Origin of the sequence: Trinickia fusca, assembly GCF_003628145.1 — a bacterium.
GTDB lineage: Bacteria > Pseudomonadota > Gammaproteobacteria > Burkholderiales > Burkholderiaceae > Trinickia > Trinickia fusca.
Genome location: NZ_RBZV01000003.1, coordinates 329892 through 354331 on the forward strand (window position 1 = coordinate 329892; position 24440 = coordinate 354331).

At 66.4% G+C, this 24440-nt stretch carries 25 protein-coding genes; 5 read left to right on the forward strand and 20 right to left on the reverse strand.

Translation table 11 applies throughout. The annotated features are described in order from the left end of the window. Nucleotides 1-9: 9 nt before the first annotated feature. From D7S89_RS10785 to D7S89_RS10810, 6 genes are all read right to left on the reverse strand, one after another. Nucleotides 10-1419 carry a sigma-54-dependent transcriptional regulator gene (locus D7S89_RS10785; RefSeq protein WP_183085150.1) on the reverse strand — a complete coding sequence of 470 codons (1410 nt, stop codon included), beginning with the start codon at nt 1417-1419 and terminating at the stop codon, nt 10-12. A 39-nt stretch (nt 1420-1458) separates the two neighbouring features. Beyond that, nucleotides 1459-3423 carry a sensor histidine kinase gene (locus D7S89_RS10790; RefSeq protein ID WP_121277647.1) on the reverse strand — a complete coding sequence of 655 codons (1965 nt, stop codon included), beginning with the start codon at nt 3421-3423 and terminating at the stop codon, nt 1459-1461. Continuing rightward, nucleotides 3420-4709 carry a dicarboxylate/amino acid:cation symporter gene (locus D7S89_RS10795; protein WP_121277648.1) on the reverse strand — a complete coding sequence of 430 codons (1290 nt, stop codon included), beginning with the start codon at nt 4707-4709 and terminating at the stop codon, nt 3420-3422. Before D7S89_RS10795 ends, D7S89_RS10790 begins: the two co-directional genes overlap by 4 nt. 358 nt (nt 4710-5067) lie before the next feature. Continuing rightward, the gene (lipA, locus tag D7S89_RS10800) at nt 5068-6054 is read right to left on the reverse strand and encodes a lipoyl synthase (protein WP_121277649.1); all 987 of its coding nucleotides are present in this window, start codon (nt 6052-6054) and stop codon (nt 5068-5070) included. Further along, entirely contained in the window at nt 6051-6830 is a 780-nt protein-coding gene (gene lipB, locus D7S89_RS10805) for a lipoyl(octanoyl) transferase LipB (RefSeq protein ID WP_121277650.1), read from the reverse strand. Before lipB ends, lipA begins: the two co-directional genes overlap by 4 nt. A gap of 132 nt (nt 6831-6962) precedes the next feature. Beyond that, on the reverse strand, nt 6963-7289 hold the full coding sequence (locus tag D7S89_RS10810; protein WP_121277926.1) for a DUF2917 domain-containing protein: 327 nt from the start codon (nt 7287-7289) through the stop codon (nt 6963-6965). Between the two features lie 104 nt (nt 7290-7393). Here D7S89_RS10810 and D7S89_RS10815 point away from each other — a divergent pair, with 104 nt between their 5' ends. Further along, entirely contained in the window at nt 7394-8302 is a 909-nt protein-coding gene (locus D7S89_RS10815; protein WP_121277651.1) for a transcriptional regulator GcvA, read from the forward strand. Nucleotides 8303-8378: 76 nt separating this feature from the next. Here D7S89_RS10815 and D7S89_RS10820 read toward each other — a convergent pair whose 3' ends face one another. From D7S89_RS10820 to D7S89_RS10855, 8 genes are all read right to left on the reverse strand, one after another. After that, entirely contained in the window at nt 8379-8663 is a 285-nt protein-coding gene (locus D7S89_RS10820; protein WP_121277652.1) for a DUF493 family protein, read from the reverse strand. A 5-nt stretch (nt 8664-8668) separates the two neighbouring features. Continuing rightward, nucleotides 8669-9907: a D-alanyl-D-alanine carboxypeptidase family protein gene (locus D7S89_RS10825; protein ID WP_121277653.1), complete on the reverse strand. Its 1239-nt coding sequence runs from the start codon at nt 9905-9907 to the stop codon at nt 8669-8671. A gap of 338 nt (nt 9908-10245) precedes the next feature. After that, nucleotides 10246-10890 carry an alpha/beta hydrolase gene (locus D7S89_RS10830; protein WP_121277654.1) on the reverse strand — a complete coding sequence of 215 codons (645 nt, stop codon included), beginning with the start codon at nt 10888-10890 and terminating at the stop codon, nt 10246-10248. Between the two features lie 18 nt (nt 10891-10908). Further along, on the reverse strand, nt 10909-11232 hold the full coding sequence (locus D7S89_RS10835; RefSeq protein WP_121277655.1) for a (2Fe-2S) ferredoxin domain-containing protein: 324 nt from the start codon (nt 11230-11232) through the stop codon (nt 10909-10911). A 197-nt stretch (nt 11233-11429) separates the two neighbouring features. Next, entirely contained in the window at nt 11430-12077 is a 648-nt protein-coding gene (locus tag D7S89_RS10840) for an ABC-type transport auxiliary lipoprotein family protein (RefSeq protein ID WP_245982800.1), read from the reverse strand. Nucleotides 12078-12102: 25 nt separating this feature from the next. Beyond that, nucleotides 12103-13068: an MlaD family protein gene (locus D7S89_RS10845; protein ID WP_121277657.1), complete on the reverse strand. Its 966-nt coding sequence runs from the start codon at nt 13066-13068 to the stop codon at nt 12103-12105. A 66-nt stretch (nt 13069-13134) separates the two neighbouring features. Next, the gene (locus tag D7S89_RS10850) at nt 13135-14013 is read right to left on the reverse strand and encodes an ABC transporter ATP-binding protein (protein WP_121277658.1); all 879 of its coding nucleotides are present in this window, start codon (nt 14011-14013) and stop codon (nt 13135-13137) included. Next, entirely contained in the window at nt 14010-15140 is a 1131-nt protein-coding gene (locus D7S89_RS10855) for an MlaE family ABC transporter permease (RefSeq protein WP_121277659.1), read from the reverse strand. Before D7S89_RS10855 ends, D7S89_RS10850 begins: the two co-directional genes overlap by 4 nt. Nucleotides 15141-15308: 168 nt before the next feature. Between D7S89_RS10855 and D7S89_RS10860 the strand changes: the two genes are divergently transcribed. The 3 genes from D7S89_RS10860 to D7S89_RS10870 are packed head-to-tail and all read left to right on the forward strand — an operon-like array spanning nt 15309 to nt 17314. Further along, nucleotides 15309-16220 carry a biotin--[acetyl-CoA-carboxylase] ligase gene (locus D7S89_RS10860; protein ID WP_121277660.1) on the forward strand — a complete coding sequence of 304 codons (912 nt, stop codon included), beginning with the start codon at nt 15309-15311 and terminating at the stop codon, nt 16218-16220. Further along, nucleotides 16217-17032, forward strand: a complete 816-nt coding sequence (locus D7S89_RS10865) for a type III pantothenate kinase (protein ID WP_121277661.1) — start codon at nt 16217-16219, stop codon at nt 17030-17032. Before D7S89_RS10860 ends, D7S89_RS10865 begins: the two co-directional genes overlap by 4 nt. A gap of 42 nt (nt 17033-17074) precedes the next feature. Continuing rightward, on the forward strand, nt 17075-17314 hold the full coding sequence (locus tag D7S89_RS10870) for a hypothetical protein (RefSeq protein WP_121277662.1): 240 nt from the start codon (nt 17075-17077) through the stop codon (nt 17312-17314). Nucleotides 17315-17384: 70 nt separating this feature from the next. Here the strand turns inward: D7S89_RS10870 and rfaE2 are convergent, their stop codons facing one another. The 6 genes from rfaE2 to D7S89_RS10905 all read right to left on the reverse strand — a co-directional run bounded on the left by rfaE2 (nt 17385) and on the right by D7S89_RS10905 (nt 23385). Next, entirely contained in the window at nt 17385-17870 is a 486-nt protein-coding gene (rfaE2, locus tag D7S89_RS10875; protein ID WP_121277663.1) for a D-glycero-beta-D-manno-heptose 1-phosphate adenylyltransferase, read from the reverse strand. 10 nt (nt 17871-17880) lie between these two features. Further along, nucleotides 17881-18747, reverse strand: a complete 867-nt coding sequence (locus tag D7S89_RS10880; protein ID WP_183085165.1) for a ferritin family protein — start codon at nt 18745-18747, stop codon at nt 17881-17883. Between the two features lie 402 nt (nt 18748-19149). After that, nucleotides 19150-20436 carry a patatin-like phospholipase family protein gene (locus tag D7S89_RS10885; protein WP_121277665.1) on the reverse strand — a complete coding sequence of 429 codons (1287 nt, stop codon included), beginning with the start codon at nt 20434-20436 and terminating at the stop codon, nt 19150-19152. A gap of 64 nt (nt 20437-20500) precedes the next feature. After that, nucleotides 20501-21286: a PhaM family polyhydroxyalkanoate granule multifunctional regulatory protein gene (locus D7S89_RS10890; protein WP_183085151.1), complete on the reverse strand. Its 786-nt coding sequence runs from the start codon at nt 21284-21286 to the stop codon at nt 20501-20503. 94 nt (nt 21287-21380) lie between these two features. Further along, nucleotides 21381-22211, reverse strand: a complete 831-nt coding sequence (locus D7S89_RS10900) for an enoyl-CoA hydratase/isomerase family protein (protein WP_121277927.1) — start codon at nt 22209-22211, stop codon at nt 21381-21383. A 181-nt stretch (nt 22212-22392) separates the two neighbouring features. Next, nucleotides 22393-23385, reverse strand: coding sequence for a fumarylacetoacetate hydrolase family protein (locus D7S89_RS10905; protein ID WP_121277668.1), 993 nt, complete (start codon nt 23383-23385; stop codon nt 22393-22395). A gap of 172 nt (nt 23386-23557) precedes the next feature. Between D7S89_RS10905 and D7S89_RS10910 the strand changes: the two genes are divergently transcribed. Then, nucleotides 23558-24439 (forward strand): IclR family transcriptional regulator, encoded by an 882-nt coding sequence (locus D7S89_RS10910; RefSeq protein ID WP_121277669.1) that lies wholly within the window; start codon nt 23558-23560, stop codon nt 24437-24439. Nucleotide 24440: the final 1 nt, after the last annotated feature.

Genomic DNA, 24440 nt, shown 5'->3' on the forward strand with positions numbered 1-24440 from the left:
CTCCGCGCACTACCCCACTTCTTTACCGGCCTCGCCACGTTCGGCGAGGCCGTATCGTTTGATCTTCTCGTAAAGCGTCGCCTTGCCGATCTGGAGCCGGTCAGCCGCCGTCGCCACTGCCCCACCAGCCGCCTCTAGCGCCTGCGCGATCGCCGCCCGCTCGAATTGCTCGACGCGCTCTTTCAGCGACCGCGCCCCGGCCTCGCCCGCGGTCGCATTGGCGCCGGCCGCGCCGCCGGCATCGGCAATGCCGAGCACGAAACGGTCGGCCGCGTTGCGCAGCTCGCGCACGTTGCCAGGCCAGTCGCGCTCCATCAGCGCTACGCGCTGACGCTCGGTCGGCATCGGCGCGGGCCGGCCGTAGCGCACGGCCGCATCGAGGACGAAGTGCTCGAACAGCGGCACGATGTCCTCGCGGCGTTCGGCAAGCGGCGGCAACGCAATCGTCACGACATTGAGCCGGTAGAGCAGGTCGCGCCGGAACGTGCCCGCCGCCACATGCTCGGACATATCGCCCTTCGCGGCGGCGACCAGGCGGCAGTCGACGTGAATCGGCTGGTTCGAACCGAGCCGCTCGAGCACACCGTCCTGCAGCACCCGCAGCAGCTTGACCTGCAACGCAGGCGGCATGCTTTCGATCTCGTCGAGAAACAGCGTGCCGCCCGATGCATGCTCGAGCTTGCCGATGCGACGTTTCGCCGCGCCCGTAAACGCGCCGGGCTCGTAGCCGAACATCTCGGACTCGAACATCGACTCGGGCAGCGCACCGCAATTGACGGCGACGAACGGCTTCGCGCGACGCGGCGACAACTCGTGCAGGCTGCGCGCGATGAGCTCCTTGCCGGCGCCCGTGTCGCCGTTGATGAGCACCGGCGCGTCGGTCGGCGCGACGTTCACGATGAGACGCCGTACCTCATCCATCGCCATGCTGCGGCCGATGATGCCGGGCACGAGTGCATCGCGTTGCGCGAGTTCTCGCCGCAGCGCGACGTTCTCGCGCTCGAGGCGCCGCCGTTCGAGCGCGCGGCGCACCGTTTCGATCAGCCGCTCGGCCGCGAACGGTTTTTCGACGAAGTCGTAAGCGCCGTCGCGCATCGCCTGGACGGCCATCGAAATATCGCCGTGCCCGGTCACGAGAATCACGGGCGTCTCGGGGGCCCGCTCGCGACACTCGGCCAGCAAATCGAGACCGCTCGCGCCGGGCAGCCGGATGTCGCTGACGATGACGCCGGCAAAGGCGTCGCCGCCCGCGCCCTCGCCCACCAGCACCGCGCGCGCCGCTTCGACCGAAGCGTAGCCGGCCACATGAAAGCCCGCGAGCTGCAGACTCTGCACGCTAGCACGTCGCACGAGCTCGTCGTCTTCGATGAAAATCACTTCCGCGTTGTCTGTCTCTGCCATCGTTGCAGTCGCCGTCATGGCGCGTCGTCAAGTCGAGTATGGATGGGCACGCGGGACCTAGGCCGACGGCGTGCCGAGCTGCATCGCCGGTACACGCACGCGCCGCAGCGTCAGCACGAACGCCGCGCCGCCTTGCGGGCCATTGCGCGCGCTCAGGGAGCCACCGCAATCGCGCGTGATCGAAGACGCGATCGCGAGGCCAAGGCCGAGCCCCTGCCCCATCTCCTTCGTCGTGAAGAACGGCTCGAAAAGCCGCGGCAACGCCTCGGCGGAGATGCCGAGACCGTTGTCGTGCACGGTCACGACGAGCGAAGCATCGGCCACCTCCACATCGATCGCGATGCGCGGCTCGGGCACCATCGCGACTGCATCGAGCGCGTTGCCGATCAGGTTGATGAGGACCTGCTCGAGGCGCAAGTCATCGCAATAGACCGTCAGCCCGGGAAGATCGGCGCTCAGATCGAGTGGCACGCGAACCGCGCCAACGCCGGCGTCGGCATCGAGTAGCGACACCTCGACCGCGACCGTTTGCAGGCGCTTTTGGAGCACGTTCAGCACGTTGCGCAACGCGCGCGGTACACCCGCACGCGCGTTGCGCGGCTGAGCGCGGCCGACGAACAGCTTGAGCTGATTCGTGATCTTGCCCATGCGCTCGGTCAATGCCGCAATCGCTTCGAGATTCTCGCGGGCAGAGGATTGATCACCGCGCTCGAGCAACACGCGCGTATTGTCCGAAAACGCGCGCAGGGCCGCCAGCGGCTGATTGAGCTCGTGCGTGATGCCCGCGGCCATCTGCCCCAACGCCGCGAGCTTGCTCGTCTGAACGAGCTCGTCATGCGCCGCGCGCAACTCGCTCTCGGCACGCGTGCGCTCGCTCACTTCGGTCTGCAGCCGCGCATTGGCCTCGGACAAGTCGGCCGTGCGCTCTTCGACGCGCAGATTGAGCTCCGCATAAGCGCGCTGCAGCAGCTCCCGTCCTCTGATCATTTCACGTAACCGTGCGCGTCGCGTGCGCCAGTAGAACACCAGCAGGCAGACGGAGACAAAGCCGAAACCAACCGCAGCCGTGGCATTACGCGCGTCTTCGAACACGGACGTGATCGGCGCCATCGTGATCTGCTGCCAGGCCGGCACGCTGAGCGAACGCCGCATCGCCAGGTAATACGGCCCGAGCCGGCCGTCGCCAAGACGCACGATCTGCGCATCGGCGCCCAGCGAGCGCAAGGTCGTCATCGGCAGCAGCGTAATCGGCTGGCGTGCGTACTGCCATGTCTCGTCGATCGAGGTCGCCACCGCTTGCGACAGCGGTCGCACTGTCCGGTACTTCCACTGCGGCACCGACGAGAGAAACACCACGCCATGCTCGTCCGCCACGAGTAGCGGCTCGCTCGCATCGATGCCAGGAAACCACTCGAGATTGAGCTTCACGACAGCGGCGCCGATGATCTTGCCGTCGCGATAAACGGGCTCGGAGATGAAATAGCCGGGCACGTGGGACACGGTACCGATGCCGAAGAAGCGTCCGACCTCGCCTTTCATCGCGTCCATGAAATACGGACGGAAGCGATAGGCCGAGCCGACGAAGCTGTCGCCACGATCCCAGTTGCTGGCAGCGATGCAGAGCCCGTCCGCGCGAATCACATACGTGACGGTCGCGTGCGTGTGGCGGTTCGCATCTTCGAGATAGCGGTTCGCGCGCGCGAGCGACTCGGGCGCCGGGTGCTCGAGCGCATCGGTGACGAACGGGTGCGTGGCCAGCAGATAGGACAGCGACTCGTAGCGATCGAGCGTGCTCTTGAGCGCGCTCGCGGTGCGATCGGCACGCACGGCGGCTTGCTGGCGCAGCGTGCCGATGCCGTGCTGCCAGGCGATGCGCCAGGTCAGCGCGCAAGCCGCCGCGAGCGTGGCGGCGAGCGCGAGGACGACGATGAGGCGGCGCGTCACAGTGGCGGATTCCGGGCGATGACAGGCGGCTATTGTGGCATAGCCCGCGCCCGTCTCCGCCGGGCCGAGTGGGCTCAAACGCCGGCCGTCTCGGTGACCTTCACGTTACGGCCGAGCATGCTGGCCAGCTTGGTGCGATCGAGTTCCTTTTCCCAGGCGGAGACGACCACCGTCGCCACGCCGTTGCCGACGATGTTCGTCAGCGCGCGGCATTCGCTCATGAAGCGGTCGATACCGAGGATCAGCACCATGCCCGAAAGGGGAATGGTCGGCACGACGGCCAACGTGGCCGCCAGCGTGATGAAGCCCGCGCCCGTCACGCCGCTCGCGCCCTTGGACGTGAGCATCGCCACCGCGATCAGCGTCAGTTGCTGCGTCAGCGTGAGGTCGGTGTTGGTCGCTTGCGCAATGAACAGCACGGCCATCGTCATGTAGATGTTCGTGCCGTCGAGATTGAACGAGTAGCCGGTCGGCACGACGAGCCCCACGACCGAGCGCGAGCAGCCGAGCTTCTCGAGCTTGGCCATCAGCTGCGGCAGCGCGGCTTCGGACGAGCTCGTGCCGAGCACGATCAGCATCTCTTCCTTGATGTAGGCGACGAAACGCACGATGCTGAAGCCCACCGCGCGCGCGACCGTGCCGAGCACGACGAGCACGAACACGATCGAGGTCAGATAGAACGTGCCGATCAGCTTCATCAAAGGCAACAGCGAACTCACGCCGTACTTGCCGATCGTGAAGGCCATCGCGCCGAACGCGCCGATCGGTGCCAGCTTCGTGACGATGCGCACGATGCCGAACAGCACGTGCGAGATGCTTTCGACGAAATCCGTGACGGGCTTGCCGCGCTCGCCGATCGTCGCGAGCACGCTGCCGAACAGCAACGCGACCAGCAGGATCTGCAAAATCTCACCCTGGCCGAACGCATCGACGATCGTGTTCGGGATGATATGCATCAGGAAATCGACGGTGCTCTGGCCGTGCGCCTTCGCGGCATAGGCCGCGACGGACTTGCCGTCGAGCGTCGCTACGTCGACGTTGAAACCTGCACCAGGCTTGAGTACGTGCGTGGCGATGAGGCCGAGCACGAGCGCGAACGTCGATACCACCTCGAAGTACAGCAGCGCCTTGCCACCGACGCGGCCCACCTTCTTCATGTCCTGCATGCCGGCGATGCCGGAGACGACGGTACAGAAGATGATCGGTCCGATCACCATCTTCACGAGCTTGATGAACGCGTCGCCGAGTGGCTTCATGTCGATGGCGAGCGCGCTTGCGTAGTGGCCGAGCACGACGCCGGCGACGATCGCCGCGATCACCTGCACGTAGAGAATTCGGTAGAAGGGTTTCTTCGGGGGGCGCATCGGGTGTCTCCTTGCTTTGATAGGTCGAGCGAGCTGGCCATCGCGGCCGCAGGCCCATCGCTTGCAAGGTCGATGCCAACGCAACGAAACTTCTTTTGCGTTGATTCTTAAAGAAAAATTTCGGATAACGAACGATGCGATTCCAGGCTCCCGGAATCTGGCCAGCAGATGCGTCCGAGGATCCGGAACACGGCACGGATCCGATCAGCATGCCTGAGGACTCGAGCGCCATAGAAACGACTTGGGCGGCGCAACCGGATGTCCGGCTGGGCCGCCCAATGGCTTGGCTTCAGCGACGAGGCACTGGCGCTAAACGGTCGGACTGCGGATCGAGCAGCGGCGGCAAACGCCGCCCGCCTCAGACGACGCCCGCGCCGTGCGCCTGCAAGTCGGCGTGATAGCTCGAACGCACCATCGCGCCGACCGCCGCATGCGTGAAGCCCATCTTGTAGGCTTCCTCTTCGTACATCTTGAACGTGTCGGGGTGGACGTAGGCACGCACCGGCAGGTGGTGATCGGACGGCTGCAGATACTGGCCGATCGTCAGCATGTCGACGTCATGCGCACGCAGATCGCGCATGACCTGCAGGATTTCCTCTTCCGTCTCGCCCAGGCCCACCATCAGGCCCGACTTCGTCGCCACGTCCGGGTGCAGCGCCTTGAAATCCTTCAACAGCTTCAGCGAATGCGCGTAGTCGGAGCCGGGGCGCGCTTCCTTGTACAGGCGCGGCACCGTCTCGAGATTGTGGTTCATCACGTCGGGCGGCGCGGCGTTCAGGATCGACAGCGCGCGATCGAGACGACCGCGGAAGTCCGGCGTGAGGATTTCGATGCGAGTCTCGGGCGAGAGCTCGCGCACGTTGCGGATGCACTCGACGAAGTGATTCGCGCCGCCGTCGCGCAGGTCGTCGCGATCGACACTCGTGATCACGACGTACTTGAGCTTGAGCGCGGCAATCGTCCGGGCGAGGTTCAGCGGCTCGTCGACATCGAGCGGATCGGGGCGGCCGTGGCCCACGTCGCAGAACGGACAGCGCCGCGTGCACTTGTCGCCCATGATCATGAACGTCGCCGTGCCCTTGCCGAAACATTCGCCGATGTTGGGGCAGCTCGCCTCTTCGCACACCGTGTGCAGGTTGTGCTCGCGCAGGATCTGCTTGATCTCGGAGAAACGCGAACTGCCCGTGGCCGCCTTCACGCGAATCCACTCGGGCTTCTTGAGCTTCTCGATCGGCACGATCTTGATCGGAATACGCGCCGTCTTGGCTTGCGCCTTTTGCTTGGCGGTGGCGTCGTAAGCCGGCGCGGTGGAGGCGTCGTTCGGTTGGGCGGTAACGTCAGTCATTCGGTAGATCCAGTCGATGTGCGATGCGCGAAGGCGTCGTCGAGGTTGGCGGCAAGGCGCGCCGCCAGCGTACGGGCCACGTCGTCCCAGCCGCAAGCGACGCCGAGCGTCGCCATATCGACCGTTTCGAGCCCGGCATAGCCGCACGGGTTGATCGCGAGAAACGGCCGCAGGTCCATGTTCACGTTCAGGCTGACGCCGTGATAGCTGCATCCGTTGCGGATTCTGAGGCCCAGCGCCGCGATCTTCGCGCCCTCGTGCAGGCCGGCATGCGGCCCTGGCCCCACATAGATGCCGGGCGCGCCGGCCCGACGCACGCTCGCGAGATTATACGCCGCGAGGGTATCGATCACGGCGTCCTCGATCAGCGTGACGAGCTCGCGCACCATCAGGCGGCGGCGGCGCAAGTCGAGCAGCAGGTAGCCGACGATCTGGCCCGGGCCGTGATAGGTGATCTGCCCGCCGCGGTCGACCTTGACGAGCGGAATGGACGGATCGGCCGCCAGCAGATGGGCGGGATCGCCAGCCTGGCCCAGCGTGAAAACGGGGGGGTGTTCGACGAGCCACAGCTCATCAGGCGTCTCGCTCGTGCGTGCATCGGTGAACGCGCGCATGGCGGCGAAGCTTTCTTCGTACGACTGCACACCGCGCCAGATCACGTTCAGCGGCGGGCACTGGGGGGCCGGCGCGCTCGCGTGAGGCGGGGTGCTGGCTTGCGCAACGACCGACGGGACGGGCGGCGAGGAAACGGATTCGGAAACCGGCTCAGCACACATGATCGCGGCAGTTTACCGGAATCGGGCGCACCGCGCCCGAGCGGGTCACGCGCGGCAAAACACCTCACGGCATATAAGCCACGCGCTTTCGCGGCCGAGCGAGCCGTACCGCGCCGCGCCCGGCCTCCATGCTCATACTGTGCGCCACCCTCCGCGCCACTGCGCGGCGAGACGCTCGATCTGCGTCGCAAACCAGTCGCGCGCGACAGCACTGCGAGCCAAAGGAGCACTAAACGCGACCTGGGCCGGCTTTGAGCTGCAAACGCTGAGCCACAGCCGCTCGCCGCGCCGCAGGACCAGCGACTCGCCATCGGCCAGCAGGTAGTCCTCGATGTCGTTGCTGCGCGTGACCCACACGCAAGCGCCGCTGACGCGCAAGCGCGTGCTGTGCGCAATCATCATCGGCACGGTTTCGTTAGGTTCGACTTCGAACGTGATGCTTGAGGAAATTTCTCGCATGATCGGCTCCACCAAAGTATCTATCGATGGCTAGAATCGTAATCACCGCAAGGATCAGCGTAAAACGATCAATTCTCACGCCTATGTGAGATAAATTCACTAATATGGATCTGAGACAACTGCCGGCGCTCAATGCGTTGAAGACCTTCGAGGCCGCGGCCCGTCACGAGAGCTTTTCGCGAGCCGGAGACGAGCTGTTCGTCACGCACGGCGCCGTGAGCCACCAGATGCGCGCGCTCGAGCGCGAACTCGGGGTCGCCCTGTTCGCGCGCGACGGCAAGCGCGTGCGGCTCACCGATGCGGGCAGACGCTACGCGAAGGACGTGCGTGCGGCGTTGATGGTGCTGGCCGACGCCACCCGCGAAGTGCGCTTGGGCCATCGCGAGCGGCGGCTGGTCGTGTCGTCGGTGTCGGCGCTGTCGGCGCGTTGGATCACGCCGCGCATCGGCCGCTTCATCGAACGCCATCCCGAGATCGATCTCGAGCTCGTCTCGACCAACGCCCTAGCCGATTTCGCACGCGACGACGTGGACGTGGCGATCCGCTTCGGTTCCGGCCGGTACGCCGATCTGCACAGCGAGCTGCTGCTCGAAGAGGTCTACTTCCCCGTGTGCTCGCCGAACCTGAACGGCGGACAGCTGCCGCGCACCCCGGCCGAGCTCGCGCACCTGAACCTGCTGCGCTCGGACGACGGGCTCTGGCGCACATGGTTCGACGCGGCAGGCGTGCCCGACGTCGTGGAACCGCGACGTGGCGTGCTCTATCAGGATTCGTCGAATTTGTTGCAGGCCGCGATCGACGGTCAGGGCGTCGCGCTCGTGCGCCGCTCGATTGCGATGGAGGCGATTGAAACGGGCGGACTCGTGCGGCTGTTCGCGATCGACGGACCCAGCCCGTGGAGCTATTACTTCGTGTGTCCGCCGCCGCTATTGGCAAGCCCGCGCGTGCAAGCGTTCCGCGATTGGCTCTGGGAAGAGGTGGAGGCGTTTCGCGCCCGTTATGCCGGCGCTTGAGCGCAGGTGAGCGCGCTCTCCCGCGCAAGCGGACGGCAGCGGACGAAACGCCCGCTGCCGCGATGCTTGGTCGTCCTTAGAGAACGACCGACACCATCGGATGGCCGGTCAGCGCGCGATAGATGTCGTCGAGTTGGGCACGGTTCACCGCGTGCACCGTCACGGTCACCCCGACATAGTTGCCGCCGCTCGAGGCCCGTACCTCGACGCGCTCGGCGTCGAAAGTGGGGTCGAACTGACGCACGACCGCGACGATCGTGTCGGTAAAGTCAGGGTGCGACTTGCCCATGACCTTGATCGGAAAGTCGCACGGAAACTCGATCAACGATTCGTCCGATGGGCCCATAGCCTTCTCCGTCATAGCAGTCACTTCTTCTTGCCGAACATCAGCATCAGCGAATCCCAGACGCGGCCGCCGATGCCGGCCTGCGGCACCTCTTGAAGCGCGACGATCGGGAATTGCGCAAGCGCCTTGCCGTCAGCCACGATCTGCACCGTACCCACCGGCTGGCCGTTCGCGATCGGCGCGATCAGCGGCGCGTTCAAGGTGATTTGCGGCTTGACCTTGTCGCCCATGCCGCGCGGCACCGTCACGTATTGATCGGTCTTGACGCCGACGGACACCGTATCGGCCTTGCCCTTGTACACGCGCGACGCCTGCACGGGCTGATTGGCCTTGAACAGGCGCACCGTGTCGTAGGCGCTATAGCCGTAGTTCAGCATCTTCATGCTGTCCTCGACGCGATCGTGCTCTTTCTGCTCGCCCATCATCACGCTGACCAGACGACGCGACGCATCGGCCGTGCCCGGCACCGAGCGCTTGGCCGACGCGATCAGGCAGTAGCCGGCCGCTTGCGTGTGGCCCGTCTTCAGGCCGTCGACGGACGAATCGAGCCACAGCAGACGGTTGCGGTTCGGCTGCTTGATCTTGTTGTACGTGAATTCCTTGACCGAAAAGATGTTGTAGTACTCGGGGAAGTCGCGGATCAAGTGCGCCGACAGCGTCGCGAGATCGCCCGCCGTCGTGTAGTGCTGCGGATCGGGCATGCCGTTCACGTCGGCATAATGCGTACCCTTCATGCCGAGACGCTGCGCCTCGGTGTTCATCATGTCGACGAAGTGCGCCTCGCTGCCGCCGACGAGTTCGGCCAGCGCGATCGCGGCATCGTTGCCCGATTGGATGATCATGCCGTACACGAGGTCGTGCACCGTGACGGGCTTCTCGGCTTCGATGAACATGCGCGATTCGTCGTTGCGAACACGGCGCACGGCCAGGCTCGGCGTGACCATCTGGTCCATCGAGATCTTTTTCGTCTGCAGCGCTTCGAAGACGAGGTACGCCGTCATCAGCTTGGTCAGCGAGGCCGGTTCGACGCGCTCGTCGGCGTTACCCGATGCGAGCACCTGATTGGCCGTGGCATCGACGAGCACCCACGAGTGCGCGTTGACGGCCGGCGGCGGCACCTGCGCCGAAGCAGCCGGCGCGTAGGCGACGGCGGCCGCGACCGCTGCCGCGGCTAGCAGGCCGACCGGTACGGTGCGGCCGATTGGTTCGGAAATAAGGGACGAGGCAAACGACGGGATGCCGGGGAAGGTAGAACGCATAGATCGATTCGTGCAGATAGAGCATTGCGCGCGATGCGCGCGACAGGGGAGCGCCAGCGAGGGACAGGCGACGCGCCGTCAGCACCGCGAAACAGCAATCGATGCGGTCGGTGCGGCGCCCGTTGGACTGGCGGCGACGCGTTTCGGTTCACGCGAACACCGTAACGGCGATCGACTCCCGCTCGACATCCGCCCCGGCGGACAGGGCAGGCGGAAAGTCGCGTCGACGCGTGGCGGCGCGCAAAAAAATTGCGCCCATTATACGCGGCGCGTCGCCGCGAATTTTCATTTTAGACGGACCTGTATGCGTGAATGCAACGCGCGCCGGTCGTGAGCGCTCAACGCCATGCGTCGACGACGATGCGCTTGAGCACGTGCAACTTTCGGTGCAGGAAATGTTCCGCACCCGGAATCACGATGACCGGCAGTTCCTGCGGCCGAGCCCAGTCGAGCACGGACGTCAGCGGCACCGTATCGTCGATTTCGCCGTGAATGACGAGCGTGTTCTCGGGCACGGGCGCCACTTCCCAACGGCTCGCAGCCGTGCCGACGAACACCAGGCGCTCGATGGATTCGCCCGCCTCGCGCAGCGTGGCGGCCACGTGCGACAGCACATAGGTGCCGAACGAAAAGCCCGCGAGCACGAGCGGCAGCTCACGTTGCCCCGGCTGTGCACGCATGTGAGCGATCACGGCGAGCAGATCGTCGCGCTCGCCGATGCCGTTGTCGTGCTCCCCCTCGGTCCCGCCCACGCCACGAAAATTCGAGCGGTACGTCGTGTAACCGAGCTGCACGAGCGTGCGCGCGAGCGTCTGCGCAACTTTGTTGTCCATCGAGCCGCCGAACAGCGGGTGCGGATGGGCCACGAGCGCGAGACCGCGCGCCGGGGCCGTCTCGTCGCGCACGCTATCGGGCACGTCGAGCGCGACCTCGATCCTCCCGACCGGACCGTCGATCAGGAACTTCTTCGTCTGAGCATTCATCGCGATACCGCCGTTCGTTCAACGATCGATCAGCAATCGCTCGACGACCTTACCGTTCGCCAAATGGGAATCGACGATCTCGTCGATGTCGGTCTCGTCGACGTACGTGTACCAAGTCCCTTCCGGATACACGACGACGGTCGGTCCTTGCTCGCAGCGATCGAGGCACCCGGCCTTGTTGATGCGCACCTTGCCGGGGCCCGACAGGTCCAGTTGCTTCACGCGCTTCTTGGCGTGTTCCTGCATCGTCTGCGCGTTGCAGTTGGCGCAGCTCGGGCGTTCGGCGCCGGGCTCGCGCTGATTGGTGCAGAAAAAGACGTGGTACTTGTAGAAGGAATCCATGTTCTCGCGGAATGTCGGGATGTGGAGGGTGCGGGCGAGGCGCGGTGCAATGTGTCGCGTCGTCGCGCGGTGAGCCCGCCGGTATGCAGAAAAGATCGGGCTGATTATAGCGACCGCCGCACACGTTCGCTGATGCACAGACCGGCACGCTCGATGAATCGAACAGACCGATCACTCCAATACCACGCATGCGTCCGTCACGGCGTGCTGGCGAACGTCTGCATGCCGAGCCACGCGACGAGCTGCGCGACGAATTCATCGCTTGCCACAGCCAGCGCATGCACCCCGCCGGCCGCGTTCGGGAGGTCGGCCGGCGCACGCGCGACGAACGTGCGCTGCGCCAGCACTTTTCCCGCGCGCGAAAGCGTGACACGCGCGGTGAGCGCGCCAATGCTCTGCCCTTCACTGTCGAACACCTGTTCGAACTGTTCGAGATCGACCGTCAGCAGCGGCGCATCGACAGCCTCCCCGCCTGCGAGCACCGCCCCTTGCGCGGCCAGTGCCGCGCGCACGCGCTGCGTGAGGAGCAGCGCGGGTGTCATCGTCCAATGGCTGTTCGCGTAGGCCGCCGTGCGCCGCGGGTCCGCATAGCTGAGACGATAGAGGATCGCATCGCTGTCGAGCGCATGCGATGCGCGTACCTCGAACACGCGCATCGTCACCGGCAGCTTGTCCGCGGAAGGAGGCACGGCCGCGGCCGGCCCCAGATCGAAGCGAACGTTCGAGACAGCCGCCGGCGTGCCGAACGAACACGCGGCGAGCAAGGCGCAGGCGCCGAGCGTGCAGGCCAGCGCGACGCGCATGAACCGCCCCGCGAAACGATCGAGTCGAGCTCGAGCTTGCATAGTCGTCATTCCTTTGCGATCCCATTCAGCGCGCCGGATGGTCGGCACCCGGCCACTTGAAGCCGGGCTCGCCCGGCCCCGGCGCCGCACCAGCCACCCCGAACAGCACGCTCTTCGGGCTCGTGCTGAACACGTCGGCCGCGCGATCGACCGAGCGCGCCGCACCGCCCACGTCGGCTGCGAGCGCGCTCATGCGCGGCAGCGTTTCGTAGTCGAGACGTGCCGACATGCCCTGCAACGCCGAATCCATCTGCCCGACAGCCGCGCCCGCCCGATCGGCCGCGGCACCGATCTTGTCGAGGTTCGACACGAGCGGGCCGCCCGGCGCATTCAGATTCGTCACCAGCGTGTTCGTCGACGCGAGCGTGCGTTGCAGTGCGCTCAATGTTGCCGGCATCTGCTGAGCGGCCGGGCCCGCCTGCTGCGCCAGCACGGTCACCGCGTCGGCCGCGTGCTGCAGGCTGGCGGCCGTCGCGATCAGCTGCTTGCGCGTGTCGGCCGAGAGCATCTCGTCGACGTGCCCCGCCACGCTCTGCAGCTCGCGCAACAGTACGTCGCCGCGCTCTTGCAGCTGATCGAGCAGGCCAGGCCGCATCGGCAACTGCGCGACGTGCTTCACCGACGACGGCACGGGTGTCAAATCGCTTCCGGTGTCGTCGAGCTGCACGAACGCGATGCCGGTCACCCCCTGCAGGCCGAGGCTGCCGTACGTCGAGCGCGTGATCGGCGCCGCCTTGTCGACGAGGATGCGGATCACGATCTGCCCCGGATGCTCGCGATCGAAGCGAATCGACTCCACCTTGCCGACCTCGAGCCCGCGATAGCGCACATCGGCATCGGTCGACAGGCCCGTCACGTTCGTGCGCGAGATGAGGTCGTACGGCACGCGCACCACGTGATCGAAGTTGAACCAGAACGCGGCAACGCCGATCGCGACCGTCAAGCCGATCGCGAAGAGCCCCGCCATGAATGCATGTGACTTGTTTTCCATGCGCAACTGTCCTCGTTCCCCGTTAGGCTGCCCGCCGCGTGCCCGGTTCGTGTCGCCGCACGCGCGTCATAGCGATACCTCCGACGATGCCGAGGCGAGCGCGGCCGGCGGCAATTTCGCGCGGCGCTCGGGCGGCAAGGCCTGCAACGCGCGCCGGCCGCGCCGCCCGAGAAAAAACTCGCGGATGAACGGATGATCGACGCCCGCGGCCTCCTCGACGCTCGCCGCGACGAGCACCTTGCGGTCGGCGATCACCGCCACGCGCGTCGACAGCGACGTCATCGTGTCGAGATCGTGCGTGACCATCACGACTGTCAAGCCGAGCGCACGATGCAGCGTCGCGATGAGCTCGACGAACTCCTCCGACGACTGCGGATCGAGCCCGGCGGTGGGCTCGTCGAGAAACAGCAGCTCGGGCTCGAGCGCGAGCGCACGGGCGATGCCCACGCGCTTGACCATGCCGCCCGACAACGCGGCCGGCATCTTCGACGCGTGCTTGCACGGCAGCCCCACCATCTCGAGCTTGAGCATCACGATGTCGCGCAACAGCGCCCGCGGCACGCGTCCGAGTTCGCGCAGCGGCTGCGCGATGTTGTCGAACACCGACAGCGACGAGAACAGCGCGCCTTGCTGAAACAGCATGCCCATGCGGCTGCGCATGAGCCGCGCCGTGTGTGCGTCGATGCTCGCCGTATCCTGGCCGAACACGCGGATCGTGCCCGATGTCTGCCGCTCGAGCCCTAGAATCTGGCGCACGAGCGTCGTCTTGCCGGAGCCCGAGCCGCCGACGACCGCCACGATCTCGCCGCGCCGCACATCGAAGTCCAAATGCTCGTGAATGACGGTGCGGCCGTAACGTTTGGTCAAGCCGACCACCTCGATCACGTGCTCGGCAATGGTCGGCGGCGGCCGATCGCGTACGGCAGCGGATAGCGGCGCAATCATCGCAGCCCCACATTCTGAAACACGATCGCGAAGATCGCATCGGCCAGGATCACGACCGTGATCGCCGTGACCACCGACGACGTCGTGCCAGCCCCGAGACTTTGCGAGTTCGGCTTGATGCGAAAGCCGAAGTGGCAACCGACGATCGCGATCAGCATGCCGAACGCGACACCTTTGCCCAAGCCGATCCACAGATTCTCGATCGGCACGACGCTGGGCAGCGCGCGCACGAAAAAGACGAAATCGATGCCGAGCACGAGCCGTGCGGCAATCGCGCCGCCGATCAGCGCGATGACGTTGGTCCACATGACGAGCAGCGGCATCGCGATCGCAAGCGCCACGACACGCGGCAAGATGAGCCGCAGACCGTGCGAAATGCCCATCACGCGCATCGCGTCGAGCTCTTCGGTCACGCGCATGACGCCGATCTGCGCCGTGATCGCCGAACCCGAGCGGCCCGCGACGAGAATCGCCGCCAGCACGGGACCGAGTTCGCGGATCACAGAGAGGCCGAGAATGTTGACGATGTACTGGTTCGCCCCGAACAGACGCAGCTGCTGCGCGGACAGGTAGCTCAGCACGATGCCGATGAGGAACGCGACGAGCGCCGTGATCGGCAGCGCCCTCGTGCCCGACTGGTAGACGTTGGCCGAGATTTCCGTCCACGGCGCGCTGGCCGGGCGGCGCAACACCCTCAGCGCATCGAGCACGACGCGTCCGAACATCGTGATGCCGCCCGTCACGTGATCGGCGAACCGGAAGATGGCCAAGCCGAGCGCCGTGATCAGGTCGATGCGCTCGACGGGCTCAGGCTCCTCGCGTTGCGTCTCGAGCAGCGCGATACGGGCGAAGATGTCGCGCTGCGTCTCGGTCAGCGCGACGTGCTCGGGCAACTTGCGCCCCCAGACCCGCCACAGGGCCTGACCGCCGACGTGATCCATGCGCTCGATGTTCGCCAGATCCCAGCGCGCCGCCGTGGCGTGCGCGAGCGCGGCAAGACGCGTCGACGCGCCGCTGCGTGCGCGATCGCGCGCGAGCGCCAGCGCCGTCCATTGGCCGGACAGGCGCACGAGCGGGCCGGGGCTGCCGGCGTCGACTTGCAGACCAGGAGGCGTATCGAAGTCCACGTGGATGAAGAGCGCAGCGATGAACTGGGGTCATTGTAGCCAAGGCGGTGCGTTGCCCGCAGCGACTCGATATCCCGCCGCTCCGGGGACGCTCGGCGACTGCCTCGACGTGCCACATTGAGCGCTGAAGCGAGGCTATGGTGCGGCCCTACTACTACAATACGCATCATGACCGACCTCACTTCCTCTTCGCAGCCGGCAATACCGTCAGCGCCCGACTGGGGCATCGACCGCGCGCGCGTGCTGGCCCGCGCGCCGCATGCCGTCACGGCTTGCACCCTCGAGATCGTCGAGCAAACGGCCTCCACGAATTCCGATCTGATGGCGCGCGTGAAGGCGATGCCGCGCGAAAGCGTGCCGCCCGGCATCCAGGCCGTGCGTGTCGCCTATCTGCAGACGGCCGGGCGAGGTCGTCAAGGCCGCGTGTGGCATGCGGCACCGGGGCACACGCTGATGTTCTCGCTCGCCTGCGTGCTGCCGCGCACACTGAGCGGCCTGGCCGGCTTGAGCCTGGCCGTAGGTGCGGCACTCGTCGAAGGGCTGCGCACGCTGCCGCTCGACGACCGCTCGCGCATCGCGCTCAAATGGCCGAACGACGTGCTGCTCGACGGCGGCAAGCTCGCCGGCATCCTCATCGAAACGGCGTGGAGCACGCCTGCGGCATGCGCGGTCGTGATCGGCGCCGGCATCAATGTGCGGCACGACGAAGCACTGCTGGCACACTTGGCTGCCAGCGCCGCCAATGTGCCGGCGCAAGCGCGCGCGACTCCGCCCGCCGCCCTCTCGCAGGCGCTGCCCGACGCGAACCTGACCGATACGCTCGGTGCCGTGCTCGAGGCGCTCGCCGCCATGCTCGCGCGCTTCGGCGAGACGGGCTTCGCGCCGTTTCGCGGAGACTGGCATGCTTGCCACGCGTATGCGGACCGTGACGTCGTGCTGCTCGAGCACGGCAAAGAAGTGCTGCGTGGCCGCGCGCTCGGCGTCGACGAAATCGGCCAATTGCTCGTCGCCACAGCCGACGGTGTACAAGCGGTGGCCACGGGCGACGTCTCGCTGCGCCTCGCGCCCTCGACGCCATGAAGCCACGCGCCCCGTTTCTGCTCGTCGACGCCGGCAACAGCCGCATCAAATGGGCGCTCGTCGATGCGCAAGGGATCACCGTCGAACAAGGCGCGTTCGACCATGCCGATGCGGATGCGAAGCCGGATACCCGCCCGGTCGACGAACCGGCGTGGCAGTCGCTGCCGGCGCCGGGCAGCGCATGGATTTCGAACGTGGCCGGCGACGCCGTGGCCGCCCGGCTCGCGGCGCTCCTCGACGCACACTGGCCCGCCCTGCCCCGCACGACGATTCGCGCATGCGCACACCAATGCGGCGTGACGAACGGCTATGAGCAGCCGCAGCAGCTCGGCAGCGACCGCTGGGCCGGTATGATCGGCGCGCACGCGGCATTTGCGGGCGAGCATCTGCTGATCGCCACGTTGGGCACCGCCACGACGCTCGAGGCGCTGCGCGCCGACGGCACGTTCACGGGTGGCTTGATCGCTCCCGGATGGGCGTTGATGATGCGCTCCCTCGGCGATCACACGGCACAGTTGCCAACGCTGGCGGCCGATTCGGCACGCGAACTGGTCGGCGATGCGCGTGCCCACCGCTGGTTCGCAACCGACACGCGCGCCGCGATTTCGTCGGGCGCGCTGCTCGCCCAGACGGGCCTCATCGAACGCGCGTGGCACGAGCTATGCCGCGCCTGGGATGCCCCGGTGCGGCTCGTGATCGGCGGCGGGGCGGCGCCCGAAGTGACGCATGCGCTATTGGTGCCGTACACGCGGCACGACGGCCTCGTGCTGGCCGGACTCGCGCTGATCGCAAGACAAGCCGCGGCAACTTAGGCCGCCCGATGCCGTCTGATCCTTTTTACGGAGAGATTCACGATGTTGCGTTGGCTGATCGTCATCCTGCTGCTCGCCAACCTGGTTGCATTCGCGCTGGCGAGCGGCATGCTGGGCGCGCTGCCCGCCTCGGGCGCGCGCGAGCCCGACCACCTGAACCATCAGGTCCATCCGGAATGGCTGAAGACGCGACCGCTGTCGGCGGCCGAAGCCGGCGATCAGGCCGTCGTCGGCCAGCCGGCACCGGCGCCGGCCATCGCGGCTTCGGCGCTGAGCGGCTGAGCGGCTGAGCGAATAGGGAAATGAGGTAGACCAGAGAAGCAGCTTGCCCCGGCCGACAGGCCGGCATGCGTCACGCGCCGTGCGCGCGGACCTTCTTCAGCAGCGCTGTCGTCGAGCGCTCATGCTCGAACGCAATGGCGAGTGCCCGCCCGCCCCAGCCGCGCACGAGCGCGGATTCGGGCAACGCATCCATGTCGTAATCGCCACCCTTGACGAGGATGTCGGGCCGCACGGCCGCGATCAGGTCGACCGGCGTCTGCTCCTCGAAGCGCACGACCCAGTCGACGCTCTCGAGCGCCGCGAGGAGTGCCATGCGGTCGTCCTCGCGGTTGATCGGGCGGTCATCGCCCTTGCCGAGCATGCGCACCGACGCGTCGCTGTTCACACCGACGATCAGGCACGCACCGAGCGCCTTGGCCCGCGCGAGATAGGTCACGTGCCCGCGATGCAGGATGTCGAACACGCCGTTCGTGAAAACGACAGGCGCGGACATCGAGGCACGCCGTGCAACGAGTGCCTCGCGCGTGAGGATCTTGCGTTCGAAGAATTCGGACATGACGACAGCGTCAGGCGGGCTGATGCTCGGCCGGGCCCTGCTGCGATTGCAGACGTGCCGTCACTTCCTTGCGGTAGCGGTTCAGTTCCTGCGCCGTCGTGAACGTGCGCTCGAACAGGATCGACAGGTTATGCAGAATGCGTTCGACGACCTTCTTCTCCCAGCCGTCGTCGAAGCGGATCTGCTCGTCGAGCCAGCGCTCGAGCCACTCGGGGTCGGGCAGACGCGACTGCACGGTATCGCGCGGGAACAGATCGCGGTTCACATGCAGGTTCGTCGGGTGCAGCGGCTTTTCGGTGCGACGCGCCGACGCCATCAGCACGCCGATCTTCGAGAACGCCGCGCGCGCCACGTCGCCGCAGTTGACGAGCGCCTTCTTCATGTAGCGCAGATACGCGCCGCCGTGACGGGCCTCGTCGCGCGAGATTGTTTCGTAGATGTGCTTGATGACCGGCTCGGTATGCCACTCGGCGGCACGGCGATACCAGTGGTTCAGACGGATTTCACCGCAGAAGTGCAGCATCAGCGTCTCGAGCGGCGGCGCCGGATCGAACGCGAAGCGCACGGCATGCAGTTCTTCTTCGGTCGGCATGAGCTCGGGCTTGAAGCGGCGCAGATACTCCATCAGGACCAGCGAGTGCTTTTGCTCTTCGAAGAACCACACGCTCATGAACGCGGAGAAGTCGCTGTCGTCGCGATTATCGCGCAGGAACATCTCCGTGGCGGGCAGCGCCGACCACTCGGTGATCGCGTTCATCTTGATCGTCGTCGCCTGCTCGTCAGTGAGCAGGGACGCATCGAACTTGTCCCAGGGGATGTCCTTCTCCATGTCCCATCGGACCGATTCGAGCGATTTGTAAAGTTCCGGATAAAGCATGGTGTTCATAGTCCCACCCCTGTTCTGCCTTTGCGACTCGCCTGATTTCAACGTTTCAACTATTGCTGCGAGCAAGCCGATAGGCGCGCAAGCGCAGCAAAGTTTGTGATTTTACGCGGTAATTGTCTCCGCCAATTGACGAAGCTCAAAGCCCATTCCCGCGACAGTTGTCCGCCTGCGGAGCGCACGTTCATCATCGCCGGGAATCGGACGGCCCGTTGCGGGAACGCAAGGCTCGCCCCGTGGCGCCGAGCCTTCAGGTCTTTGCTCGCGCGGGCGGCGGCGAGACGAAACTGCCGCGATCATGGTTTTCGTTGGGTGCGCCCACGGATCGAAAGCTTTCGAATGATAGCACGTGGACCTTTCAGGACCGTTCATGCCCACGTCGTACCTCGCTTCGCTTCAACGCCCCGTGCGACTGCCTTGCGCATCGACGCCGATCTTCGGCTCGGCACTAGGGTGATTGCCACCGTTACCATCGCCATTGCCGTTGCCGTTCGCGCCGGACCGGCCTTGCGCGTTCGCATGCGTGCCGTGATTGGCCGTGGCGATCCACGCAGCCAATTGCTCGCGACGCGCGAGCGCGTCGCGGTAGCCGAGCTCGATCAGCTCGCGCGCGAACTCGGCCTCGAACAGCAGGTAGCTCGCGAACGAGGCCCCCGCCGCACGGTTGCCGCCGACCGCGCCGAGCAGTCCGCGCACCGTCAGCGGCAGCCGCTTCAGATGCTGCACGGCCAGCACCTCGATGCGCTCGCTCGGCGCGATCGGCAACACGTCGATGTGCCGCCAGCCGCTTTCCGGCTCCACCTGCTGCGGCAAATGATCGATCACGTTGTTGATGTGTTCGATACGCTCGATATCTGCGCCGATCGAATCGAGGAAGACGCTTGCCATCACCTGCTGGCCGATCTGCGCGAGCGACGGATAGCCGCGTTCGTCGGGCACGGCCACCGGCACCTCGGGACGCGGGGCAGCCGCGCCGAGCACGACGATGCGTTGCGCACCGAAATGGATGGCCGGGCTCAGCGGCGCGATCTGGCGGATCGAGCCGTCGCCGAAATACTCGACACGGCCGTCGAGTTCGAGCGGCACGGCGGGAAAGATGAGCGGAATGGCCGCCGACGCCAGCAAATGCTCGGGCGTAAGCGCCACCATGCGCGCCCCGCGCTGGGCACGGCGCCACGCCTGGATCGGCTCGGCGGCCTGGTAGAACGTCAGATGGCGTCCACTCGAATAACTGAGTGCCGTAATCGACAATGCATGCAGCGCCCGTGCATCGAGCACCTCCTGGATGCGATGAAAGCTCAGGGCATCGCGCAGCAAGTGCACTAGCGGGCCGTTGTCGAACAACGCGCGCGGGGTGCGCCGCACCGCCCAGCCGAAACTCATTGCGGCGAGCCAGCGCGCCCCGGCCGCCGCGACGCCGGGCCAGTCCGTCCGGTAGACCTGGCCCGGGCGGATGTGCGACCAGAAATCGATGAGCCGATCGACGCCATGCGCGAAGTCGTCGGCATGACTCGCGATCGAGGCCGCGTTGATCGCGCCCGCCGACGTGCCGCAGATGACGGTGAACGGCGAAGAGCGCCGTTCGGGGTCGACGTCGTGGGCGATCTCGACGAGCGCCTTCAGCGCGCCGACCTGGTAGGCGGCACGCGCGCCGCCCCCCATCAGGACGAGCGCGAGCCGCACGGAGCGTCAGGACTCGGTGATGGCGAAGCGCCGCGGGTGCGCGCCCTGATCAAAGCGACCCTACTCACTTCGACTGCGACGACGAAGCGGCCGGGCCACGCGGCTTGCCGGCCGACTTGCGCGGCGCGGCGCGTTTCGCGGCGGGCTTGGCCGCGGCGCCTTTGGGACCTGCCGCCCCCGCGGTCTCCCCCGCCCCGGTCGCGCTGCGCTCCCGTGAACCCGCGTTGCGCGCGCCCGGCTTGCCGGCCGCGCTCGCCGCCTCGGCCGTGCCGGGCTGTGTCATCGCGAACGAGGCGAGCTGATTGAATTGCGATTGCAACAGGTTCCACCAGGCCGACGGATCGAACTGCGCGGCTTGTGCAGCCGCGCCGGCCTCTGCCGCGCCGCCCGTCTGTGCCTGGTCGGCATCGGCAGCCGCTGAGCCGGTCGCGCTGGCGGCCCCTGACGACCACGGCGACGGCGAAGCCGACTCTGTCGAAGACGATGCCGGCTGCGACATCGACGCCTGCGCGAACGCACCGAACGCACGCAGCGTCGAGAGCGTCGCGCGTTGCACCTCGAGCGCCTGAATCGCCGATTGCAGCATGTTCAGGTTCAGCTTGAGCCATTGCTCGACGGCCCGCATGTCGGTGATGCGCTTGTCGAGCTCTTCGACGTTCATGAGCGGCGTCATCAGGTCCGACATCGCCGCGAGCGGCGAGCCCATCCCCTGCGCAGTGCCCGGGTTCATGCCCGGAAACGCCGCGCCGAACGGCGTGAGCCGCATCATGTCCCACATCTTGTCGAGCATTTCAGCGGGTGGAAAACCCGGGAAGCCAGGAAAAGGCTTCTCGCCAGCGGTTTCGGTCATTTGCGTCTGTCCTCCCTTGCGAGCGAATCGAACGGAAAGAAAATGGGCGCGAGCGCTTCAGCGTGATCGCATGCGCTTCGCCACGTGACGGCGCTCAGAACGCGTCGCCGTTGTCCGGAAACTCGGGCGCGCGCCGCTCGCGCAGCGAACGAATGCCCTCGTGCACGTCCGGCCCCGAAAAGCCCATGAATTCGAGCGCGAGCGACGCATCGAACGTCGGTCCTGCCATGCGCAGCCAGTTGTTCAAGGCGTACTTGGTCCAGCGGATGGCCGTTTGCGAGCCTTGCGCGAGCCGCGTCGCCACTTCGAATGCCTTGGGCAACAACGCCTGCTCGTCGACGGCCAGCGAGACGAGGCCGATGCGCTCCGCCTCGACGCCGCTCACGGCCTCGCACAGCAGCAAGTAGTACTTGGCCTTGGCCATGCCGCACAGCAACGGCCAGACGATGGCCGCGTGATCGCCAGCGGCGACGCCGAGGCGTGTGTGCCCGTCGATGATGCGCGCGTCGTTCGCGGCGATCGACACATCGGCGAGCAAACCCGCGACGAGCCCTGCGCCGACGGCCGGCCCGTGCATCGCCGAAACGATCGGCTTGCTGCAGTTGATGACGTTGTAGACGAGGTCGCGCGCCTCGCGCCACACGCGTGCGCGCACCTCGAAATGTTCGGCCATCTGCTCGACGAGCCCGAGGTCGCCACCGGCCGAAAAGCCTTTGCCTTCCCCGCGGATGATCGCCACGCGCGTGGCCGGGTCGCGATCGATGTCGCGCCAGATATCGGCGAGCTCGCGGTGCATGTCCGCGTCGGCCGCTGCGAGGTTGCTGCGGTTCATGCCCTCGCCGCTCATCACGACTTCCAGCACGCCGTGCGGATGACGCTGCAGACGCAGCGATCGATAGTGGGCGTAGCAGGCAAGGTCGCTCATGTGAGGCTCGGGGCTCGTCGTGTCGGTCATGCGTCGTGGCTCCTGTCGAATGAGATTCATGAATGGCCGCTGCTGCTTGCCACACCGTCAGGCGCCGCCGGTCTGCCCGCCCAGTGTAGGCCGCCGGGCCGTTCGTGCGGCATCGGGCGAAACCCGGCGACTCGTGCTGGCCGTGCGGACTTTAGCTCGTCTGATCGAGCGGCGCCACCGCTTGCTCGATCGCACCGAAGATCGACTTGCCCGCTTCGTCGAACATCTCGATCTTGACGGTGTCGCCGTACTTCATGAATTCCGTTTGCGGCGTGCCGTTGGCGATCGTCTCGAGGCAGCGCTTCTCGGCGATACAGCAATAGCCGAGCTTCGCGTCCTTGTTCGAGACCGTACCCGAGCCGACGATCGAACCCGCGCGCACGTTGCGCGTCTTCGCGATATGCGCGATCAGTTGGCCGAAGTGGAACACCATGTCGGTGCCGGCATCGGGCTGGCCGACCTTCTTGCCGTTCCAATGCACGATCATCGGCCGGTGCACGCGCCCCTCGCGCCAATGATCGCCGAGCTCGTCGAGCGTCACCGCGACCGGCGAGAACGCCGTAGCCGGCTTGCTTTGGAAGAAGCCGAAGCCTTTGGCGAGTTCGGCCGGAATCAGATTGCGCAGCGACACGTCGTTCACGAGCATCAAGAGCCGCACACCTCTGAGCGCCGCATCGGGCGTGGCGCCCATCGGCACGTCGCTCGTGATGACCGCCACTTCGGCCTCGAAGTCGATGCCGAATGCCTCCGAAGGACAGACGATGTCCTCGCGCGGGCCCAGGAAGTCGTCGCTGCCACCCTGATACATCAGCGGGTCGGTCCAAAACTCGGGCGGCATCTCGGCACCGCGTGCGCGCCGCACGAGCTCGACGTGATTGACGTAGGCCGAGCCGTCGGCCCATTGGTAGGCGCGCGGCAGCGGCGCCATGCAGTCTTTCGCGTCGAAGGCGAACGTGTTGCGCGCGCGGCCATGATTCAGCGCGTCATAGAGCTCGGCCAGTTGCGGCGCGTAAAACGGCCAGTCGTCGAGGGCGCGCTGCAGCGTCGGCGCGATGGCGTCGGCGATGGCCGCCGTGCGCAGATCACGGGACACGACGATCAGTTGCCCGTCGCGCGAGCCGTCCTTCAGCGTGGCAAGTTTCATAGGGGTCGGAGCATGTAGTGACGATAGAGGGAATCTATTTTACGATGGTGAATTCACTGCCTGGGCGTCGTCGTGCCAAAGCCTGCCCCGCCGGGGTGAGGGCCGCATCGACGTAGCCGTCGGCTTCACCGTGTAATTTCGCCGTGTAATTTTTCCGCGCCACGTCTTTTCGATGCCTGCCCCCCTCTCCGTCCGCTCCGATTCCGACCCGCTCGATGCCGCGCTCGAGCCGCTCGCCGATGCTGCCGATGACGCCAGCGATGGCGAGGAAAAAGCGCGTTCAGGCATTCAGTCGATCGAAGTCGGCTTTCGCCTGCTCGACGTGCTCACGCACGAGCCGCGCGCCATGATGCTGCGCGACCTCGCGGCGCGCGCAGGGATGAGCCCGGCCAAGGCGCACCGCTATCTGGTCAGCTTCCAACGCCTTGGCGTGGTCTCCCAGGACCCGGTCTCCGGCCGTTACGAGCTCGGCGGCTTTGCACTGCAAATGGGGCTGGCGAGGTTGGCGCGTGTGGACGGCGTGAAGCTCGCGCGCATCGCGCTGACGGCGTTGCGCGACCGGCTCGACACGACGGTCGGCATCGCCGTCTGGGGCAATCAGGGGCCGACGGTCGTGCATTGGATGGAATCGAGCCACCCGGCCAAGGCCTCGCTGAAGCTCGGCGATGTGATGCCGCTGCTCAGTTCCGCCACGGGACTGCTGTTTGCCGCCTACCTGCCGCGCAGCAAGACGCAACCGCTGATCGAGCGCGAGCTTGCCGACGCACAGCGTTTCGCCTACGGCAATGCACCGCGCACGCAGGACGAAGTCGAACGCGCGCTCGAGCAGGTGCGCGAGCACGGCGCCGCGCGTGTCGAAGGCATGTTGCTGCCGACCATTCACGCGTTTTGCATGCCCGTATTCGACGCCGTGGGCCAGCTGGCGCTGGGACTCATCGCGCTCGGCCATGAGGGCGTGTTCGACATCGCGTGGGATGGCGAGATCGCTTCCGCGCTGCGTGCATGCGCACACAAGCTCTCTTACGAGCTCGGCTACAGCCCTGAGCCGCGCTGAG

Bases quoted from the DNA above. Each gene is read 5' to 3' on its own strand.
- D7S89_RS10785 (WP_183085150.1), bottom strand. From the start codon at position 1,419: ATGACGGCGACTGCAACGATGGCAGAGACAGACAACGCGGAAGTGATT.
- D7S89_RS10795 (WP_121277648.1), bottom strand. From the start codon at position 4,709: ATGCGCCCCCCGAAGAAACCCTTCTACCGAATTCTCTACGTGCAGGTG.
- lipA (WP_121277649.1), bottom strand. From the start codon at position 6,054: ATGACTGACGTTACCGCCCAACCGAACGACGCCTCCACCGCGCCGGCT.
- lipB (WP_121277650.1), bottom strand. From the start codon at position 6,830: ATGTGTGCTGAGCCGGTTTCCGAATCCGTTTCCTCGCCGCCCGTCCCG.
- D7S89_RS10810 (WP_121277926.1), bottom strand. From the start codon at position 7,289: ATGCGAGAAATTTCCTCAAGCATCACGTTCGAAGTCGAACCTAACGAA.
- D7S89_RS10815 (WP_121277651.1), top strand. From the start codon at position 7,394: ATGGATCTGAGACAACTGCCGGCGCTCAATGCGTTGAAGACCTTCGAG.
- D7S89_RS10820 (WP_121277652.1), bottom strand. From the start codon at position 8,663: ATGACGGAGAAGGCTATGGGCCCATCGGACGAATCGTTGATCGAGTTT.
- D7S89_RS10825 (WP_121277653.1), bottom strand. From the start codon at position 9,907: ATGCGTTCTACCTTCCCCGGCATCCCGTCGTTTGCCTCGTCCCTTATT.
- D7S89_RS10830 (WP_121277654.1), bottom strand. From the start codon at position 10,890: ATGAATGCTCAGACGAAGAAGTTCCTGATCGACGGTCCGGTCGGGAGG.
- D7S89_RS10835 (WP_121277655.1), bottom strand. From the start codon at position 11,232: ATGGATTCCTTCTACAAGTACCACGTCTTTTTCTGCACCAATCAGCGC.
- D7S89_RS10840 (WP_245982800.1), bottom strand. From the start codon at position 12,077: ATGCAAGCTCGAGCTCGACTCGATCGTTTCGCGGGGCGGTTCATGCGC.
- D7S89_RS10845 (WP_121277657.1), bottom strand. From the start codon at position 13,068: ATGGAAAACAAGTCACATGCATTCATGGCGGGGCTCTTCGCGATCGGC.
- D7S89_RS10850 (WP_121277658.1), bottom strand. From the start codon at position 14,013: ATGATTGCGCCGCTATCCGCTGCCGTACGCGATCGGCCGCCGCCGACC.
- D7S89_RS10860 (WP_121277660.1), top strand. From the start codon at position 15,309: ATGACCGACCTCACTTCCTCTTCGCAGCCGGCAATACCGTCAGCGCCC.
- D7S89_RS10865 (WP_121277661.1), top strand. From the start codon at position 16,217: ATGAAGCCACGCGCCCCGTTTCTGCTCGTCGACGCCGGCAACAGCCGC.
- D7S89_RS10870 (WP_121277662.1), top strand. From the start codon at position 17,075: ATGTTGCGTTGGCTGATCGTCATCCTGCTGCTCGCCAACCTGGTTGCA.
- rfaE2 (WP_121277663.1), bottom strand. From the start codon at position 17,870: ATGTCCGAATTCTTCGAACGCAAGATCCTCACGCGCGAGGCACTCGTT.
- D7S89_RS10880 (WP_183085165.1), bottom strand. From the start codon at position 18,747: ATGCTTTATCCGGAACTTTACAAATCGCTCGAATCGGTCCGATGGGAC.
- D7S89_RS10890 (WP_183085151.1), bottom strand. From the start codon at position 21,286: ATGACCGAAACCGCTGGCGAGAAGCCTTTTCCTGGCTTCCCGGGTTTT.
- D7S89_RS10900 (WP_121277927.1), bottom strand. From the start codon at position 22,211: ATGAGCGACCTTGCCTGCTACGCCCACTATCGATCGCTGCGTCTGCAG.
- D7S89_RS10905 (WP_121277668.1), bottom strand. From the start codon at position 23,385: ATGAAACTTGCCACGCTGAAGGACGGCTCGCGCGACGGGCAACTGATC.
- D7S89_RS10910 (WP_121277669.1), top strand. From the start codon at position 23,558: ATGCCTGCCCCCCTCTCCGTCCGCTCCGATTCCGACCCGCTCGATGCC.